13 protein-coding genes are annotated in these 17,127 nt (G+C 47.7%); 3 read left to right on the top strand and 10 right to left on the bottom strand.

Annotated elements, in window-relative coordinates; genetic code table 11:
* Window positions 1–22: 22 nt before the first annotated feature.
* From K7399_RS12880 to K7399_RS12870, 3 genes are all read right to left on the bottom strand, one after another.
* A complete protein-coding gene (locus K7399_RS12880) occupies window positions 23–1,039 on the bottom strand; it encodes an oxidoreductase (RefSeq protein WP_028977153.1) in 1,017 nt (338 codons plus the stop codon).
* A gap of 356 nt (window positions 1,040–1,395) precedes the next feature.
* On the bottom strand, window positions 1,396–1,920 hold the full coding sequence (locus K7399_RS12875) for a GNAT family N-acetyltransferase (RefSeq protein ID WP_010025890.1): 525 nt from the start codon (window positions 1,918–1,920) through the stop codon (window positions 1,396–1,398).
* A gap of 434 nt (window positions 1,921–2,354) precedes the next feature.
* The gene (locus tag K7399_RS12870) at window positions 2,355–4,739 is read right to left on the bottom strand and encodes a phosphoketolase family protein (protein WP_128167238.1); all 2,385 of its coding nucleotides are present in this window, start codon (window positions 4,737–4,739) and stop codon (window positions 2,355–2,357) included.
* A 469-nt stretch (window positions 4,740–5,208) separates the two neighbouring features.
* On the opposite strand from K7399_RS12870, the gene K7399_RS12865 reads away from it, so the two are divergent.
* From K7399_RS12865 to K7399_RS12855, 3 genes are all read left to right on the top strand, one after another.
* Window positions 5,209–5,928, top strand: coding sequence for an LbetaH domain-containing protein (locus K7399_RS12865; RefSeq protein WP_010023575.1), 720 nt, complete (start codon window positions 5,209–5,211; stop codon window positions 5,926–5,928).
* Window positions 5,929–6,074: 146 nt separating this feature from the next.
* Window positions 6,075–7,088 carry a peptide-methionine (S)-S-oxide reductase MsrA gene (gene msrA / locus K7399_RS12860; RefSeq protein WP_223362343.1) on the top strand — a complete coding sequence of 338 codons (1,014 nt, stop codon included), beginning with the start codon at window positions 6,075–6,077 and terminating at the stop codon, window positions 7,086–7,088.
* 78 nt (window positions 7,089–7,166) lie between these two features.
* Window positions 7,167–8,402, top strand: coding sequence for a DUF2075 domain-containing protein (locus K7399_RS12855; protein WP_128167236.1), 1,236 nt, complete (start codon window positions 7,167–7,169; stop codon window positions 8,400–8,402).
* A gap of 35 nt (window positions 8,403–8,437) precedes the next feature.
* Here K7399_RS12855 and K7399_RS12850 read toward each other — a convergent pair whose 3' ends face one another.
* The 7 genes from K7399_RS12850 to K7399_RS12820 all read right to left on the bottom strand — a co-directional run bounded on the left by K7399_RS12850 (window position 8,438) and on the right by K7399_RS12820 (window position 17,002).
* Entirely contained in the window at window positions 8,438–10,546 is a 2,109-nt protein-coding gene (locus K7399_RS12850) for a helix-turn-helix domain-containing protein (protein ID WP_028977148.1), read from the bottom strand.
* A gap of 4 nt (window positions 10,547–10,550) precedes the next feature.
* A complete protein-coding gene (locus K7399_RS12845; protein ID WP_037563441.1) occupies window positions 10,551–11,243 on the bottom strand; it encodes a DUF1028 domain-containing protein in 693 nt (230 codons plus the stop codon).
* The gene (locus K7399_RS12840; RefSeq protein WP_028977147.1) at window positions 11,240–12,226 is read right to left on the bottom strand and encodes an ABC transporter ATP-binding protein; all 987 of its coding nucleotides are present in this window, start codon (window positions 12,224–12,226) and stop codon (window positions 11,240–11,242) included. The genes K7399_RS12845 and K7399_RS12840 overlap by 4 nt, the downstream gene beginning before the upstream one ends.
* A complete protein-coding gene (locus tag K7399_RS12835) occupies window positions 12,223–13,209 on the bottom strand; it encodes an ABC transporter ATP-binding protein (protein ID WP_028977146.1) in 987 nt (328 codons plus the stop codon). Before K7399_RS12835 ends, K7399_RS12840 begins: the two co-directional genes overlap by 4 nt.
* Window positions 13,210–13,228: 19 nt before the next feature.
* Entirely contained in the window at window positions 13,229–14,065 is an 837-nt protein-coding gene (locus tag K7399_RS12830; RefSeq protein ID WP_037563439.1) for an ABC transporter permease, read from the bottom strand.
* 67 nt (window positions 14,066–14,132) lie between these two features.
* Complete coding sequence (locus tag K7399_RS12825; protein ID WP_028977145.1) at window positions 14,133–15,077, bottom strand: ABC transporter permease; 945 nt, start codon at window positions 15,075–15,077, stop codon at window positions 14,133–14,135.
* 365 nt (window positions 15,078–15,442) lie between these two features.
* Entirely contained in the window at window positions 15,443–17,002 is a 1,560-nt protein-coding gene (locus tag K7399_RS12820) for an ABC transporter substrate-binding protein (RefSeq protein WP_028977144.1), read from the bottom strand.
* Between the last annotated feature and the right edge of the window lie 125 nt (window positions 17,003–17,127).

Below are 17,127 nucleotides of genomic sequence, written 5' to 3'. Positions count from 1 at the left end.
CGAATTTTCTCGCACGGCTCTTTTACTCATCAGTGACCTCCGGGTTTAATATTACGATGGTGCGACCAATCTTTTTGCCGCTGAGCAGGGCGGGCAAGGCGTTTGGAAGCTGGCTCAAGGGAATTTCTTTTTGAGCGATTGCTGCCAGCTTTTCCGGCTTATGCAATTCGGCGAGCCGCTGCCAAATGACCTGGCGGAGCTCCATCGGGCAAGAAACAGAGTCGATCCCGAGCAAATTGACGCCGCGTAAAATAAATGGAAAGACGGTTGCCGGGAGCTCAGACCCTGCTGCGAGTCCGCAGGCGGCAACATAGCCGCCATAGCGCATCCTGCCGAGTAATCCGGCAAGCGGCTTTCCCCCGACCGAATCAACTGCCGACGTCCACTGCTGTTTTTGCAACGGCTTTACCGTTCCGTCAAATACAGCTTCACGTGCGATAACGCTCTGCGCGCCTAGCATTTTCAAATAGCTTGATGCCTCGGCGCTTTTTCCGGAACTTGCGACAACCGAATAACCGAGATCGGAAAGTAGTGCAACGGCATGGCTGCCGACGCCGCCCGACGCACCAGTGACGATTACCTCTCCTTTGTCCGGCGCAATCCCTGCCTGTTCCAGGCGAAAAACAGACAGTGCTGCAGTGAAGCCGGCGGTTCCAATCCTCATAGCTTCCTTGAGTGTCAGCCCTGAAGGCAGCGGAACGATCCAATCAGCGGGGATCCGTGCGTATTCACTAAATCCGCCAAAATGGGAAACACCAAGGCCGTAACCGGTTACAATGACCGGGTCGTCTTTTTTGAAACGCGGGTCTTCTGAGGATACGACAATTCCTGAGAGGTCAATACCGGGCACAAAGGGATAGTTTTTCAAAATATGTCCGTTAGGAATGGCTGCAAGACTGTCCTTATAATTGATCCCTGAGTAGCAAACGCGTATGAGCACGCCTGCTTCAGGCAGATCGTTTAATGTTAAGGATTCAATCCTGCGTGAAAAACTTTGCTCGATTTTGTTAACCACAAGCGCATGGAAACTTTTATTCAAGCATCTCACCTACTTTTCATTCAGATCACTTAGCGTTCTCATAGATTATAATTAGCGAAAGGATGCCGAAAGCCCTTCAATTTGGCGCAACTTTTTTGAACGCAGCCAGTTATAAGGGTTATTGAGGCTCGCCACGCTTTTTGCAAAGTTCGATACAACCATGGCTGCATTTCTACGATTTGATGAACGTTTGATACGACTTTTCTCTGAACATAAAGTAAAAAAAGGGAAAGCACCGTCGGCTTTCCTTTTTTCATTAGAAATTTATGCGGCACTCACTTAACAGAAAGTTATTAACCTGTGGATAACTTTCTGAATGGTGAATGTGCACTGTGGATAACATGCGCATGCAGTTTTTATCTTCTTGTGAGCATCCGCTGGTAGGCCAGCCGTTTGCCGTTCGGCATATCGAGGTAAACGACCCCGCGATACTCAAAACCGGCTTGCTTGATCACGTGCTGCATGCGCGGGTTTTCCGGATGAGTATCGATGCGCAGATCAGTATAGCCTTTAAGTGCTGCAGCGCTAATCAGGTGATCCATCAGCACTGAAGAAAGGTGACGGCCACGAAAATCGGAGGAAAGTGCGATGCGGTGTATCGACACATACGGAACGCCAGTCTGTACCCAAGCACCTTCTTTGATCGCTTCATAAGCCGGTTCGAGTTCTTCAAAAAGAACACCATAACCGGCAATTTGATCATCGGTGATCAGGACAAAGCCCCTTTTCTGTTCAAGGTCATGATGCAGGACAGTGTCGTCCGGATAGCCGTCCTGCCATTGATCAATGCCGTCTGCTTTAAGCAATTGTTTTGCCTGATCAATGATTTTTTGTATACCGGAAAAGTCATGCGGAGTTGCTTGGCGTAAATAAGCGGTCAAAAGAGGTCCCCCCAATCTATTGATATTGCAGGCTTAAAGGTAACTTGTGATGATGTAAGTAATGATTTCATTATATTATAGAATCCGAGAGTCAAGCAATCACGGTGTGTGCGGCGGCGTTTGGCTGATGAAACGGTGAAAGAGCATGCACTGATTTGAAACATTGGATAAGTCGTTACCATACATAAATGGCTTTAAATGAATACAATGCAATTTAAATTTCAATCCTTTAGGAGGGGCACGTATGTTATTCGGTGGGCGCTTGAAGCCTATTATCTTGCCCAGGCAGTCGTCAGCTATACTTTGGTGCTGCGACCGGAGCGAATCATTCTCGCCGGGTTGCTATTGGCAAAAAAGCACTTAAAAAATGAGGTTAAAAAAACAAATCCCCCTGACCGGAACGGCAAGGGGGATTTAACGTATTTAACGCAATTTCAGTGCAGCGGTGTCCACTGCCAATTGGAAACTTCCGGGAGATCTTGTCCTTCATCGCGAATGAATCGGTGATGCTTGGCAATCATTCGATCCATTTCTGCGATAAATGCATCGCGTTTTTCCTCATAAGCCGGTTGAATCATGACGGCGGTCTTAGCGAGATGGAACCGGTCGAGATGGTTTAAGACGCGCATGTCAAATGGCGTGGTGATATCGCCGTCTTCACGATAGCCGTGAACCGTTAACTTGTTATTATGACGACCAAAGAACAAGCTTTCGATAAGGTCTTCGTAGCCGTGGAAGGCAAAGAGAATCGGCTTGTCTTTGGTGAAATAATGGTCGAAGGCTTCATCAGAAAGACCGCGTGCACTTTTCTTTGGACTTCTGAGTTTGAGCAGATCAACGACATTGACAAAGCGAATCTTCATTTCCGGAAACGCGTCATGCAAGAGCTGAAGCGCGGCGAGCGACTCAAGCGTGGGTTCGGTTCCGGCGCTGGCAATGACAAGGTCTGGTTCCAAGCCTTGATCGGTACTTGCCCAGTCAATCATTCCAAGTCCATTCGCAACAAGTTCCGAAGCTTCTTCGATTGAAAACCATTGCGGGCGTGGGTGTTTGGATGTAACCACTAGATTGATTTTATTACGGCTTTTGAAAATCTTATTTGCAACGGCAAGCAAGGTATTGGCATCCGCCGGAAGATATTCACGGATAAACGCAGGTTTCTTCTCAGCGAGATGCGTCAGCATGCCGGGATCTTGATGCGTATAGCCGTTATGGTCCTGCTGGAAAACGGTCGATGATGCAATCACGTTTAAAGAAGGATAGGAACTTCTCCATGCGAGTTCACTTGCTTTGCGTAGCCATTTGAAATGCTGTGTCAGCATCGAGTCAACGATTCTGAGAAACGCTTCATAGCTGGCAAAAAATCCGTGTCTGCCGGTTAATGTATAGCCTTCAAGCCATCCCTCTGCCTGATGCTCGGAAAGCTGTGCATCGAGGACGCGGCCGGCGGGTGCGACGAATTCATCACGCGGTTCGTCGACCTCGCCGAGCCATTGCCGGCTTGTGGCTTCAAAAACCGCGCCCAAGCGGTTTGATGCCGTTTCATCCGGACCAAAAATACGGAAATTTGTTGGATTCAGCTTAATCAAATCGCGGGCGTATTCGCCAAAGATGATCATGTCTTGTGCCAGCTGTCTGCCACGTACTTTCGTGTCTGTCGCATAGCTGCGATAGTCAGGTAAACGCAGTTCGCGCGGATCTACGCCGCCGTTTGTGATTGGATTCACGGCCATTCTTTTGGTGCCCTTAGGAATGACTTGAGCGATCTCGGATTGTAATGATCCGTCCGCATTGAACAGTTCTTCCGGCTTATAGGACTTGAGCCAGCGAACCAATTCATCGCTATGCTCCAGATGGTTTTGATCGACCGGAATTGGAATCTGATGCGACCGGAACGAGTCTTCAACTGGTTTCCCTTCCCATGTTTTTGGTCCGGTCCATCCTTTGGGGCTGCGGAAAATAACGACCGGCCAATGCGGCATGGTTGGATCATCGTTTTCACGTGCTTGCTTTTGAATCGCTTGAATTTTTTCAATCGCTTGATCGAGCGCGCTTGCCATTTTCGGATGAACCTCTTGCGGATCATTTCCGGAAACAAACAGCGGATCCCAGCCGAGTCCTTCAAAATAGTGCTGCAAATCTTGATCGGACGTACGCGAGAACAAGGTTGGGTTGCTCAATTTATAACCGTTAATGTAAACGATCGGCAGAACGGCACCGTCATGAATCGGATTGATAAAATGGTTGGACTGCCAGGAAGCGGCAAGCGGTCCGGTTTCAGCCTCTCCATCGCCGACAACAACTGCGGCAATTTGATCCGGATTATCGAGAATGGCCCCGACACCATGGGAAATCGAATAGCCCAGTTCGCCGCCTTCGTGAAGCGATCCGGGCGTAATCGGGGCTGCGTGTGAGGCCACGCCGCCAGGCCAGGAGAACTGTTTGAACAACTTTTGCATGCCTGCTTTATCCTGCGTGATGTCCGGGTAAATTTCGGTGTAGCTTCCATCGAGATAACTATTCGATACCATCACTTGGCCACCATGTCCCGGTCCTTCGATATAGAACATGGTGACGTCATATTTGTTAATAATACGGTTCAAATGAGCATAGATAAAATTTTGTCCGGAAATCGTTCCCCAATGACCGATCGGATGCACTTTGACATCGCTCGCTTTAAGCGGACGATCCAGCAATGGGTTGTCTTTCAAATAGATTTGACCCACAGACAGGTAATTGGCCGCTCGCCAGTATTTATCCAATAAATCGAAGTATGCTTTTGAAGAATAGTCGCTTGCTTTTTCAGTTGATTGATTCATGCTGCAACGTTCCTTTCTCTTGCAAGATGCAATGCTGCTGATGCGCCACCCTTAATTATTTAGAGTGTTTGTTAAATGGACGAAAAAAATGAGTCGGCATTGATGAAAAGCAGAACGACGCGTTCAAGTAGGAGAAAAACGATTTCAAAAATGTTTGCCGTTCGTTTCAACAAGCGCTCTCTATTTCTTTTTCCCCAACACTCTTGATAATTCCTTTATTTTCTAAAAAAATTTTTCACAATGAAGCGGAAAGAACGGAACTTTTCTACTCGTGGTTGATTTGATTTTTGACTGGAACATCAAATCAAAGACAAATATAATAGGAAGAAGTAAACGATTCATTTGCCGCTTCTCTTAATGAGATTTATGGAAACAAACGGTGTGAATGGGACGAATGATTGTTTGGTGAACGTATCGTTTGATCGTACACTGTTACATTAACGATGAATGCGTATTGGAGGTTATTTCAGTGAGTGTTGAAGAACTGAAACTAAGCTATTTCTTTGAGAATACGGAAAGCTTTGCTGTTCCTGAAGTTTTTGAAGGGGTTGAGTACCCTTGGGAAGCTTTGCAAAAAGCAACACAGATTGTTGACGAACGGGTTGAAGAAAAGAAGCTGCAAGTCAATGAAGGCACTTTAGCCGAGGGCAGTTATCTGCACGGCAACTATTTGATCGGAAAGGGCACGCAGATTCATTCGCAAGTGACGATTGAGGGCCCGGTGATCATTGGTGAAAACGTGACGATTCAGTCCGGCGCGTTGATTCGTCCCTACACGGTTATCGGCAATAACTGCGTGATCGGTCACGGCTGTGAAGTGAAACATGCGATTGTCGGAAACGGCGCGAAGGTGCAGAGCTTCACGTTTGCAGGCGATTCGGTGCTTGGTCAAGGTGCACGTGTCGGTTCCGGTACGATTATTGCTAATCGCCGCTTCGATCAAGGCATCATCGGCGTCAAAGTCGGCGACACCTATACCAAATTTGACACTGATTTCTTCGGTTGCGTGCTCGGCGACTTCAGTCGAATTGGCGCCAACTCGGCGACACTTCCGGGAACATGCATCGGACCATATACGTGGGTATTCCCGCTGACCCGTGTTCATGGCTTTGTGCCAAAGGAAACGCGCGTATCAACAAGCAAAGCACTGAACTTTACCCCGAACAAGAAAATGAAACTGAAGCCGTAAAAGCAAATGAAAAGCATATGATTTTGCCCTGCGTCAAAAAATGGATGAGACCGGTATTTGCTAGCGAGATTGGAATATCGCGATAAGGCCGCAATCGAGCAGCAGGGAAACTTTGAATCACGGGACCTTCTTTAGGTCATGCTATAATGAACTTAAAAGTAACCGATTTCACCTATTATAGCGATGGGGCAGGGGGGATCGATGTGACGCGAACGCAAAAGGCAACATTTGCCGGTGGTTGTTTTTGGTGCATGGTTCAGCCCTTTGATCAAGAACCGGGCATTATCAAGGTGCGCTCGGGCTACACCGGCGGCCATACGGAAAACCCAAGCTATCGTGAGGTCTGCTCCGGAACAACGGGACATGCAGAAGCGGTGCAAATTACGTTCGATCCTGAGGTGTATCCGTATCGCAAGTTATTGGAACGGTACTGGCAGCAGATTGATCCGACCGATCGTCAAGGGCAGTTCCATGATCGCGGCGATCAGTACCGAACGGCCATCTTTTATCATAATGCCGAGCAGAAACATCTTGCAGAAGCGTCAAAAAAAGAACTGGAGCAAAGTGGACGTTTTCGTGAGCCGATTGTGACTGAGATTGTCGCGGCAGGTCCATTCTATCCGGCAGAGGAGTCGCACCAAAACTATTATCGAAAAGATCCGGGCAGCTATCGGCGCTATCGCCGGGGCTCCGGTCGGGATGATTTTATCGCGGAACATTGGGGAACAAAGAAAAACCATAAGCAGTTAAAAGAGCAGATGACACCGATCCAGTATGAGGTGACGCAGAAAAGCGGTACGGAGCCGCCATTTCAAAACGCATATTGGGACAACAGTAGACCCGGGATTTATGTCGATCTGGTCTCCGGTGAACCGTTGTTTTCGACGACCAATCAATACGATGCGGGCTGCGGCTGGCCGAGTTTCACGCGGCCAATCAGCACCTATCGGATAGTGACGCATCCGGACAATACATTGGGTATGTCCCGCACCGAGGTACGCAGCAAGCTGGGCGATGCGCATCTCGGCCATGTTTTCACTGAACCGACCGGAACGCGGTTCTGCATCAATTCAGCAGCACTGCGTTTTATTCCGAAAGAAGATTTGGAAAAGGAAGGCTATGGGGAGTACTTGGCGCTTTTTAAACAAGGTGCACGATGAGCGGGTTTTTAACCGCTCTTTTTTCTGCGATTGAATCCGCTACACTGGAAGATAAAGGGAAAAAGGAAGTGCTTTAAAATGCAGCAAGCGAGTCGCGTTCAACATGACCATAATCAGGCAGTGTTCAAGCTCTCACCATTCAAAAAGTTGTCGGAGCAGCAAAAAAAGCTGAAGCAAAGCATTGAAGCTTTTTGCCGGGTCCACGTGCAAACTTCCGATCCGGCACTGTTCGTCATTCAGGGCGATGCGGGCACAGGAAAGAGTGTTGTGCTCAGTTCCGTCTTTAACACGATTCAAAGCGCGTCACGCAGCGGTGCTGCAGATGATCCGCTGGCGCATACGGAGAATTACCTGATTGTCAATCATGCGGAAATGATTAAACTGTACAAAGAGATTGCTGAAGAACTGCCGCATGTGCGCAAAAAGGACTTTATTCGTCCCACCTCGTTCATTAACCTCATGCACAAACGCGGAGCACGCGCGGACATTGTCTTTGTCGATGAGGCACATCTGCTGCTAAGCAAAAGTGACCGCTACAATCGCTTCAATCAGGACAACCAGCTTGAGGAAATCTTGAAATGCAGCCGAGTGGTTGTGATCGTCTTTGATGAAAAACAGGTACTGAAATTTAAAAGCTATTGGAATCCCATGGCTGTTAAACGGTTTATGGACGGCATCCCAAGCGAAACCTTTCATTTAACCGATCAGTTTCGGGTGCGTGCTGCTGCGGATGTTTCGGAATGGATCAATGCCTTCATCCATAAGCATGTGCTGCCGCTGCCGCACAAGCAAGCCTTTGATTTTCGCATCTTCGATGATGCGGGAGAACTTTTCCAAGTGATCAAAGCGCGCAACAGTCGCGATCATTTGTCTCGTTTACTTGCAACATATGATTATCCTTATGCACTCGACGGCAAGGACTATTTTATTGATGAGCCGAATTTCCATGTGCGCTGGGACCGCTCGAAACCGACCGAGAAGCAGGCGTGGGCTGAGCGTGCCGACACAATTGATGAAGTTGGATCGGTGTATACGATTCAAGGCTTTGACTTGAATTATGCCGGTGTCATTCTCGGTCCAACCGTTACCTATGATGAGCCGAACGATCAGCTTGTGATTCGTCCCGAAAACTACCAGGATGGTGCGGCGTTCGTCAAACGCGATGATCTCGCTCATGTCGATGCGATTAAAGAGCAGATCATCCTGAACGCGATTAATGTATTGATGACGCGCGGCGTTTATGGGCTGTATCTGTATGCCAGCGATCCGAAGCTGCGGCGCAGGTTGATGGCGCTTCAGGAAAAGAGACGCTGACAAAAAGCACGCGGCTGCTTGCGAAAGCTGCGTGCTCAACCTTGTAAAAATTGATAGATGCGACATGCCATGGCGAGGTTCATCCAGTCTTCGCTATGAGAAAGTTTAACCGATAAAATGGCTTCAATCTGATTGATCCGGTAATACAGTGTATTGTGATGGATCATCAATGCCTCGGTTGTTTTCTGCAGATTACGATTATGCTCCAAATAGACGAGGAGTGTTTTTAAGAGTTCCTTATGCTTACGTGCATCATACTCCAGCAGCAAACCGAGATGATCCTCAACAAAAAGCTTCAGCTCATCCGGGTCATGATTCATGAGCAAATGATCAATCCCGCCGCTGGAAAAACGGTACACTTTGCCGCTTTTTTTCTTTTTGAGCAATCGGATGCATTGCCGGGCGTCGTTGTAGGATTGATTAATTCGAATAAATCCCTCCTCCAAACGGCCGATGCCTACTTTGATCGCCCCCGGAAATTGATTAATGCGGGTGCTGAAGCGCGTCAGTTTCGAATCAATGGTTCGTTTCTCAGCATCAGATGGGAAGGATAAAAAGGCGACAATGGCTCCTCTTCTGTGGGCAACCAAGCCTTTAATCGTCACTTCCTTGAGTGCTTGTTCCAGCCACTTCATGCAGGCTTCACTGGCAAATTGCTCCTGAATTCCCGGAGTTGCCGCATGCGTGTACTCGCAGATGAGCACGGTGTAAAGATCCTTCTCATTCAGATCTAGATTTTTTGCCTGCTGAAGCATGTTCTCGTTAAAAGTATTACTCAGCACCTGATCAAAGATATCACCGAACAGCTGTCGCTTTGTCTGCTCAACAGCCTGCCGTTTCATGGACTCAAGTCCAAGAAATGAGGCGCTGTACTCAAGCAAGGTCCGGTCACTGTCGTTGAACGTATTTTTATTGATCCAGGCACAGAGAAATCCGATCACGCGTTCAGCACCGACTACGGGGATGATTAACAAAAGTTCATCCTCTGTCAGTTTGAGCAGCTGCCATTTTTTCACGCGTACGGAATAACGTGCTTCACGTGTTTTTAAAAAATGGTCCGGCAGTACGTGCTGCTCACTGGTTCCGCAGGAGGCAATAGGAAAGAGCAGTTCATCATAATAGACAATTGGCGTATGTGCGGTGCTGTACATCGCGCTCATGATTTCATTGATGCCTTTGTTATTACGACTCAATGCAGTCAGAATGTTATATAAGTCGAGCGTTTTTCGCAGCTGCGAGTGCTCGGTGCGAAGCGCGCGATAGGTGATATCCAGTTCACGCTTCGTCTTTTTCGCTTCGCGCTGGTTCTTATAACGACCGTATAATAATGAAATATAGTTTAGAACGTTCTGCAGTGTATCAACGATTTCCGGTGAAAAACAGGAGCCGTCGCTGAAACCAAACAAAACAACAACACCAAAGGATTGCTGGTTGTTGATAATTGGAAAAGCAAGCGCCGTGCTGGGCATCCGCTTCCACTGTGCTGCCTGAATCAGATAGTCCCGGTTTTTCGGCGACAGGGATGCCATGGCTTGTTGAAGAGCTGTTTTCGTGTTATAAACCAGCAATTCTTGTTTAGAAAAGGCGGTGCCGGCGAGCGACTCATCGGATGAGAGCTGAATGCGTTGATAATATTCATGATCGAATCCGATGCCGGACTCAATGACCAGTTTGCTTGTCCGCTCGTTATTCAGTAGCAATAAGCCGGCCTCGGCACCAGGGAGACCTGTAATCAGCGTGTCCAGCAATTTTGTGTAAAAGGAGTCGTCAACGTCATTTAATACCTCCCCGCTCAGACCGAGCCAAAGCTTTTCTTCAACGCTGCGCTTCTCTAAGGCTAATGCCGCTTCAAAGCATACAGGCAGAAATGTACGGCACTGCTGCAAATAGTCACGAAAAACGGCCGTTTTTTCCGTATCGAAGACAAGCAAAAAATGATCCGCTACAGAAACGCAGTCCGCTGCCTTTGGCAATTTGGCGATATAGTCCTGCTGAGGGAAGGCCCAGATGCAGTGCTTTCTGTCTCCGACCCGTTCCCACAATGAGAGATGGGTCAGCGCAAAACGACTGCACCAATTGTGAAGCGTTGCTGCGACAAAATGACGGTTATCCGGTTGTTTCTGGTTGCGGGTTCTGATCGTCAAAGGATTATCCTCTTTCTTTTTTCATCGCTGCTTGGCGATCCTGAAGTTTTACTCCTGCCCGGACTGCATCGATCCACTCATAGTATTCATCGATGAGCACATGCTTATTATTCTTGTAAATGGCGTTCAATTCCTGAATGGGCTCAGCTGAATCATCGACACGAAAGTCGACAAAGGGAAACCCCTCCTCAGCCACCACTTTGATTGCAGCCGCTTGTTTTCCGCGCGCGTCTCCGCCGACCTTGTCGCCTGCAAGCATCGCTGCAAGCAGACGTTCCTGTATTGGTCCGTTGGTTCGTTCAAAGGTTTCCGCTACGGCATAGAGTACATCCAGACTGGTCAGAATATTGCCTTGAACGGCAAATTGATCGCCGATAATATGCCCTTTGGCATCATCATTTTCAACACCGGTATAAACGGCACTGTTTCCAAAATGATCCATGACGATTAATTGACGCAATTCTCGGCCCGGATCTTTCATGAGCAGCGTATTTAACGTTTCATTGGCTGTTTTGCCCGCTTCCAGGTATTTGATTCCAATTGGCCCCAAAGTGGGGTTGACCCATCCCTGGGAAGCGATAATCCCGATATTGGCTTTAATGGTCGGGGAGTAGGCGCCGATACCTGGAAAACATGAGGTTACCGCTGCACCAAAATATCCGGTTTCTTTACATTTGGCGACAATTGAATAAGTCATTGGTGCGCCTCCTGAACAACGTGACATGCGACATAGTGACCTTTTTTCATTTCAACCCACTCCGGTTCTTTTTCTGCACAAATCGCTTTGGCGAACGGGCATCGCGTTCGGAAATGGCATCCGGACGGAGGATGGACAGGACTTGGAATTTCGCCCTTGAGCATGATTTTCTTCTTGGATCGTTTTGGTTCTGCAATCGGAATTGCCGAGAGCAGGGCCTGGGTATAAGGGTGCAGGGGTTCTTGATACAATGCATCCCGATCTGTTAATTCTACCATTTTTCCAAGATACATGACGCCGATGCGGTCACTCATATAATCGATCACACTCAAATCATGAGAGATGAAGAGATACGTATAATTGAAAGCGTGCTGAAGCTCCTTCATTAGATTGAGAATCTGCGCCTGAATACTCATATCAAGTGCAGCCACGGGCTCGTCGGCGACCACAAATTTAGGTTTCAATGCGAGTGAACGCGCAATGCCGATCCGCTGTAACTGCCCTCCGGAGAATTCATGCGGATAGCGATTCAAGTACTGGGACGGGATCCCAACCGCATCGATAAGCGTTTTGATTGTTTCGCTGCGCGTCCGCTTATCTTCGCCGTAAGCTTTTAGCGGCTCATGAAGACTGTCTTGAATGGTCATTCTCGGATTAAGCGCGGCGTACGGGTCTTGGAAGATGAATTGCATCTCCCGGCGTTTTTGCCACAGCGCCTGCTTCGACAGCTGCGTTAAGTCCTGACCGTCAAAAAAGAGTGATCCGGATGTCGGCGCCAGCAAGTGCAGCAGCAGTCGGCCGGTTGTTGATTTTCCACATCCGGATTCGCCAACAAGGCCAAGTGTTTCACCTTCATCGATTGAAAAAGAGACATCATCGACGGCTTTTACGTATTGGCTGTTTTTTCCACGCCAGTTTTTAGCAACTGGAAAATATTTTTTTAGATGATCGACACGAATGAATGGTTTATAGTCACGGTTCAAAAGGAATTCATCCTCTCACTTGATAAATGACAAGCAGACTGATGATTTTCTGCGATTTTATGCAGCGGCGGTTCGACATTTTTGCAGCGGTCAAAAGCGAAGGGGCATCGCTCTTGAAACAGGCAGCCGCCATGCATTTCATAGAGATTTGGCGGATGGCCGCTGATCGGTATCAGTTTTTTTCTTGAGCCGATTTTCGGCATCGATGCCAGCAATCCTTTCGTGTATGGATGCTGCGGATGATGAAACAGTTCGTCAACCGGTGCCTGCTCAACGATCTTCCCGGCGTACATGACGGCGACGCGGTCGCATACTTCTGCGACAACGCCTAAATCATGGGTGATGAGCAAAACCCCTGCTTGCGTCTCGTCTCTGAGCTTAACCATCAGGTCAAGAATTTGTGCTTGTATCGTGACATCAAGCGCAGTTGTCGGTTCATCGGCAATAAGCAATGATGGATTTCCAGCAAGCGCCATGGCGATAACTGCGCGCTGCTTCATACCTCCACTGAATTGATGTGCATATTGTTTGGCACGGGTTTCGTGATCGGAAATCCCTACTTTTTGCAGCATCTTTAAGGCGATCGACCAGGCTTTATTTTTTGCTGCGCGCTGATGCATCTGCGGGACTTCCGCGATCTGATTGCCGATGGTAAAGACAGGATTGAGCGAAGACATTGGATTCTGTGCAATAAAGCCAATTTTGTTGCCACGGATCTTCTGCATTTGTTTGTCGCTTTTTTTGATCAGATCCTCACCCTCGAAGAAAGCTTCTCCTTCAAGGTACTCCTTTTTTTGATTACCGATTAAGCGGAGCAGTGCCTTTGTCGTTGTGCTTTTTCCGCATCCGGATTCACCAACAAGGCCGAGAATTTCGCCTTTTTTTAAAGTGAAGGACAGATCATCGACCGCCTTCACGGTACGTTGTTTTGATCTAAAATATGCTTTGAGATGCCGAACATCAAGAAGCAGGTCGTCATTCATCGTGTTCTCCTCCCATCGATTAGTTGCCTGTGCCGGTTCTTGGATCAAGTGCATCGCGCAATCCGTCTCCGACACTATTGAAACTGAACACCGCAAGCGTGATTGCGATCCCCGGGAATACAGCCGTCCACCATGCAAGTTCCATCCAATCTTTTGCGCTGCTGAGCATGATGCCCCAGGAAGGGGTGTCCGGCGAGACGCCAAGGCCTAAGAAGCTTAGCGCAGCTTCCGATAGGATGGCGAAGGCAAAGGAAAGGGTGACTTGAACGATCAGCGGCGAGAGGATATTCGGCAGAATATGATGCCATAAGATCTTAATCTTCTTAACGCCCATTGAATAGGCGGCTTCAATATATAAGGAATCTCTGATATTTAATACGGCACCGCGTGCGATACGCGAGAAAATAGGTGTATAGACAATGCCGATTGCCAGCATCAAATTGTTTAGACTCGGACCGAGAATCGCCATGATCACGAGCGCCAGAAGAATATCCGGAAGCGCAAACAGAACGTCCGTAATTCTTGAAATCAGTGAATCGACCCAACCGCCACTGTATCCGGCGATTACCCCCATAACCGTGCCGACAATGAAGGAAACCCCAACGGCAATGATTCCGACTTGAAGAGAAATGCGCGAACCATAAATGATTCTGCTAAGAATATCTCTGCCGAATTGATCGGTGCCGAACCAATGCGAGCTGCTTGGACCTGTAAGCCGAGCCGCTGTGCTCATTGTATATGGATTGTGCGGTGCGATTTGTCTTGCAAAGATGGCGATGACGATCAGCAGAAGAATAAATACGAGGCCGCTGACTGCCAAAAGGTTGTGCCGATAACGATTCCAGACTTTTAACATGCGTGAATCACCTCATTTTACTTACTAAGTGCGCACTAGAAGATACTCAAGCGAGCTGCATAGGCATTTATTTATATCGAATGCTTGGATTGATCCATCCGTAGATCACATCAATGATCAGATTAATCATAATGAAGGTTACGGCAACGAACAGAATGGTTCCTTGAAGCAGGCTGTAGTCACGATTGGAAATGGCCTGCAGTGCAAGCCGGCCCATGCCCGGAAGTGCAAACACCTGTTCAATGATTACTGATCCGCCAAGCAGATAGCCGATCTGGATGCCGACGACAGTCATAACCGGTACCAATGCGTTGCGAAGCCCATGTTTCCATATGATTCTCGCATTGCTGGCACCTTTCGCTTTTGCCATTTTGATGTAGTCCTCATTAAGTACATCAAGCATTGCTGAACGTGTGGAACGCATGGTTACGGCGGCAACCGCTGTGCCAAGCGCGATAACCGGCATCAGCAATGATCTTAGATTTTCGCCGATACCTTTGCTCAGCGGCTGGTATCCGCCGGAAGGAAGCAGATGCAAGTGCAGTGAAAAGATGAGAATGAGCAAAGTGCCCAGCCAAAAGTTTGGAACGGAGATCCCGAACATGCCGAATGTTCCCGAAGCATAATCGGCTCTGGTGCCGTGTTTGTACGCGGCGAGCACACCTAGCGGGATCGCGATGATCAGGGCAACAACCAAGCTGAGCAGTGCCAGCTCCAGCGTGATCGGAAGCCGTTCCATAAGGGCTGAAAGCACCGGCTGTCCCGTAAATGAAGATGTACCGAAGTCGCCCATAAAGACGTGTCCAATCCAAATTAAATATTGAAGGATCACCGGCTGATCCAGTCCCATTTCGCTGCGCAGTTTATGCGCAAGTTTCGGGTCGTAATTGGTTCCAAGAATGGCTGTTACCGTGTCTCCCGGAACAAGCCGGATCAAGAAGAACGTTAAGATCGATATGCCGATAAGTATAGGTACAGCGATTATTAATCGGTGAAGAATGTATTTACCCATAAGCTCGCCCCTACAAAATTAGTATGTAATGAAAAAGACAAGGGCTGTCTTGTCTTTTTCGCAAGAAAAAAAGTATATCATTCGCCATAACCTAGTGTCCTAACTAGGAATCAAAAACGCAGGTCTATTAGCAGGGCCAAGGAGGCTTGCAGCGAGCAAGCGAAGCGCCCGTCAGGCACAAACTTGATGGCTTAAAACCGCATACGGAGCAAAAGGAACGTCCACTAAGTAAGGGAACTTCTGCTAACTAGAAATGAACTTTCGCTAAGGGAGTATACGTCCTGTATGCAACGCGAAAGCCACCGCATCCTGCGGAAGTAAGGACCGGGCGCTTTTTGCCCGGTTTTTCTCAATAAGACTTAGGATTATTTGCTGAGCCAAGTGCTCTCCAAAGACTTCGTTGTGACGGTTGGGTTTACATCAAATCCATGAACCGTGTCGGTCATCGCTGTTGATTGTTTGTTGGCATATAAGAATACCATCGGTGCATCTTCCACAATCAATTTCTGTGCATGGTCATAGATCTGTTTGCGTTTTGCTTCATCCATGGTGACGCGGCCTTCTTCAAGCAGCTTGTCAACTTCTTTGTTGGTGTAACCTTGCTGGTTGTAGGCACCGCCTGTATGGAAAATATTGTAGAAGAATTCGTCCGGATCAACGAAGCCGACCCAGCCGACAATCGTCATTTCAAATTGCTTTTTGCCTAGTGCATTAAAGAATACACTGTCTTCTTGCTGCTCAATGTTGACTTTAATGCCGACAGCTTTTAACTGGTCCTTAATAACCTGAGCAGCATCCACTTGATCCTGGTTTTGTCCGACCTTAAGTGTAATTGAGAACCCATCCGGATAGCCGGCATCAGCCAGCAGCTGCTTCGCTTTAGCTGTATCGCGCTTGCTGAATGTGTCCAGCTTTGCGTCATAGGCATGGCCGGGCGGGATTGGTCCACCCGTCAGTGGTGTTGCTTGTCCGAATTTCACTTGCTTATTCAGCGCATTGCGGTCAACGGCCCATGCAATCGCGTCACGGACTTCTTTTTTCTTGAGCGGCCCTTTGGTGACATTAAGCCCAATGTATTCCCAATAGGTGCCGGTCACCGACTTAACCGTGACACCGGATGCATGATCAAGCAGCATTTTATCTTTTGCGGTGAGCTGCAGATCGATATTTAATTCCTTATTTCGAATGGCTGTTGAACGGGCGGTGCTGTCGGGGATGGCTTTAAAAACAACTTTATCTAGATAAGGAAGTCCTTTTTTGAAGTAGGATTTATTCTTTTTAAGGACCATTTCCTGATCTTTCTTCCAAGAAACAAGCGTGAAAGGTCCGCTTCCTGCATCAGCCTGATCCAACTTGCCTCCATTTTTCTCAACAATAGTTTTGTTAACAATTGCGTTCATTGGGTTGGCTAAGAACGTCAGGAACGGAGCAACTGCTTGTTTCAGAGTAATGACAACCGTTGTCTTATCCGGCGTGTCGATGGACTTCACAGCATCAAATTGTTGTGCGCGAACACCCATTTTGATGATCCGCTCAATGGAGTATTTCACATCTGATGAAGTTAACGGATCACCATTATGAAATTTAACGTTATCGTGAAGATGAAGGGTATAGGTCTTGCCGTCTTTGGAAATCGTATAATCGTTGACGAGATCCTTTTCGATGATGCCGTATTTCCCATCCTTATAGCGAAATAAGGTATCATACATATTTTCGATATAGTGGAAGGATTGAGCACTAGTTTCTTTATGTGGATCGAGCCCTTTTGCATCATTAAGGTCGGCAATGGTCAGCGTGCCGCCGTATACGGGTTTTTGATCTGTTTTTGCAGATGTTCCGGAGTCCTTAGTACTGTTTCCAGAAGAACATGCGCTGATTATGGTGAATAAGAGTAGGAAGCATGTGAGCAATGACAACTTCTTCATGTAAGAAAACCTCACCTTCTAAAATGTATAACTAAATTATAGATGGGCGAAAATAGATATTATACAGAAAATTTACTAAAGATTAAAAACCGCTTTTTGGGAGAATTCCCAAAAAAGCGGTTTTG

Origin of the sequence: Sporolactobacillus terrae (genome assembly GCF_019930545.1) — a bacterium.
GTDB classification, from domain to species: Bacteria; Bacillota; Bacilli; order Bacillales; family Sporolactobacillaceae; genus Sporolactobacillus; species Sporolactobacillus terrae.
The sequence above is the reverse complement of the archived record's forward strand: the minus strand, read 5'-3'. Positions and strand labels throughout refer to the sequence as shown.

Coding starts and splice junctions, on each gene's coding strand:
- K7399_RS12855 (WP_128167236.1), top strand. CDS start 7,167: ATGCAGCAAGCGAGTCGCGTTCAACATGACCATAATCAGGCAGTGTTC.
- K7399_RS12835 (WP_028977146.1), bottom strand. CDS start 13,209: ATGAATGACGACCTGCTTCTTGATGTTCGGCATCTCAAAGCATATTTT.
- msrA (WP_223362343.1), top strand. CDS start 6,075: ATGAACTTAAAAGTAACCGATTTCACCTATTATAGCGATGGGGCAGGG.
- K7399_RS12845 (WP_037563441.1), bottom strand. CDS start 11,243: ATGACTTATTCAATTGTCGCCAAATGTAAAGAAACCGGATATTTTGGT.
- K7399_RS12830 (WP_037563439.1), bottom strand. CDS start 14,065: ATGTTAAAAGTCTGGAATCGTTATCGGCACAACCTTTTGGCAGTCAGC.
- K7399_RS12820 (WP_028977144.1), bottom strand. CDS start 17,002: ATGAAGAAGTTGTCATTGCTCACATGCTTCCTACTCTTATTCACCATA.
- K7399_RS12825 (WP_028977145.1), bottom strand. CDS start 15,077: ATGGGTAAATACATTCTTCACCGATTAATAATCGCTGTACCTATACTT.
- K7399_RS12870 (WP_128167238.1), bottom strand. CDS start 4,739: ATGAATCAATCAACTGAAAAAGCAAGCGACTATTCTTCAAAAGCATAC.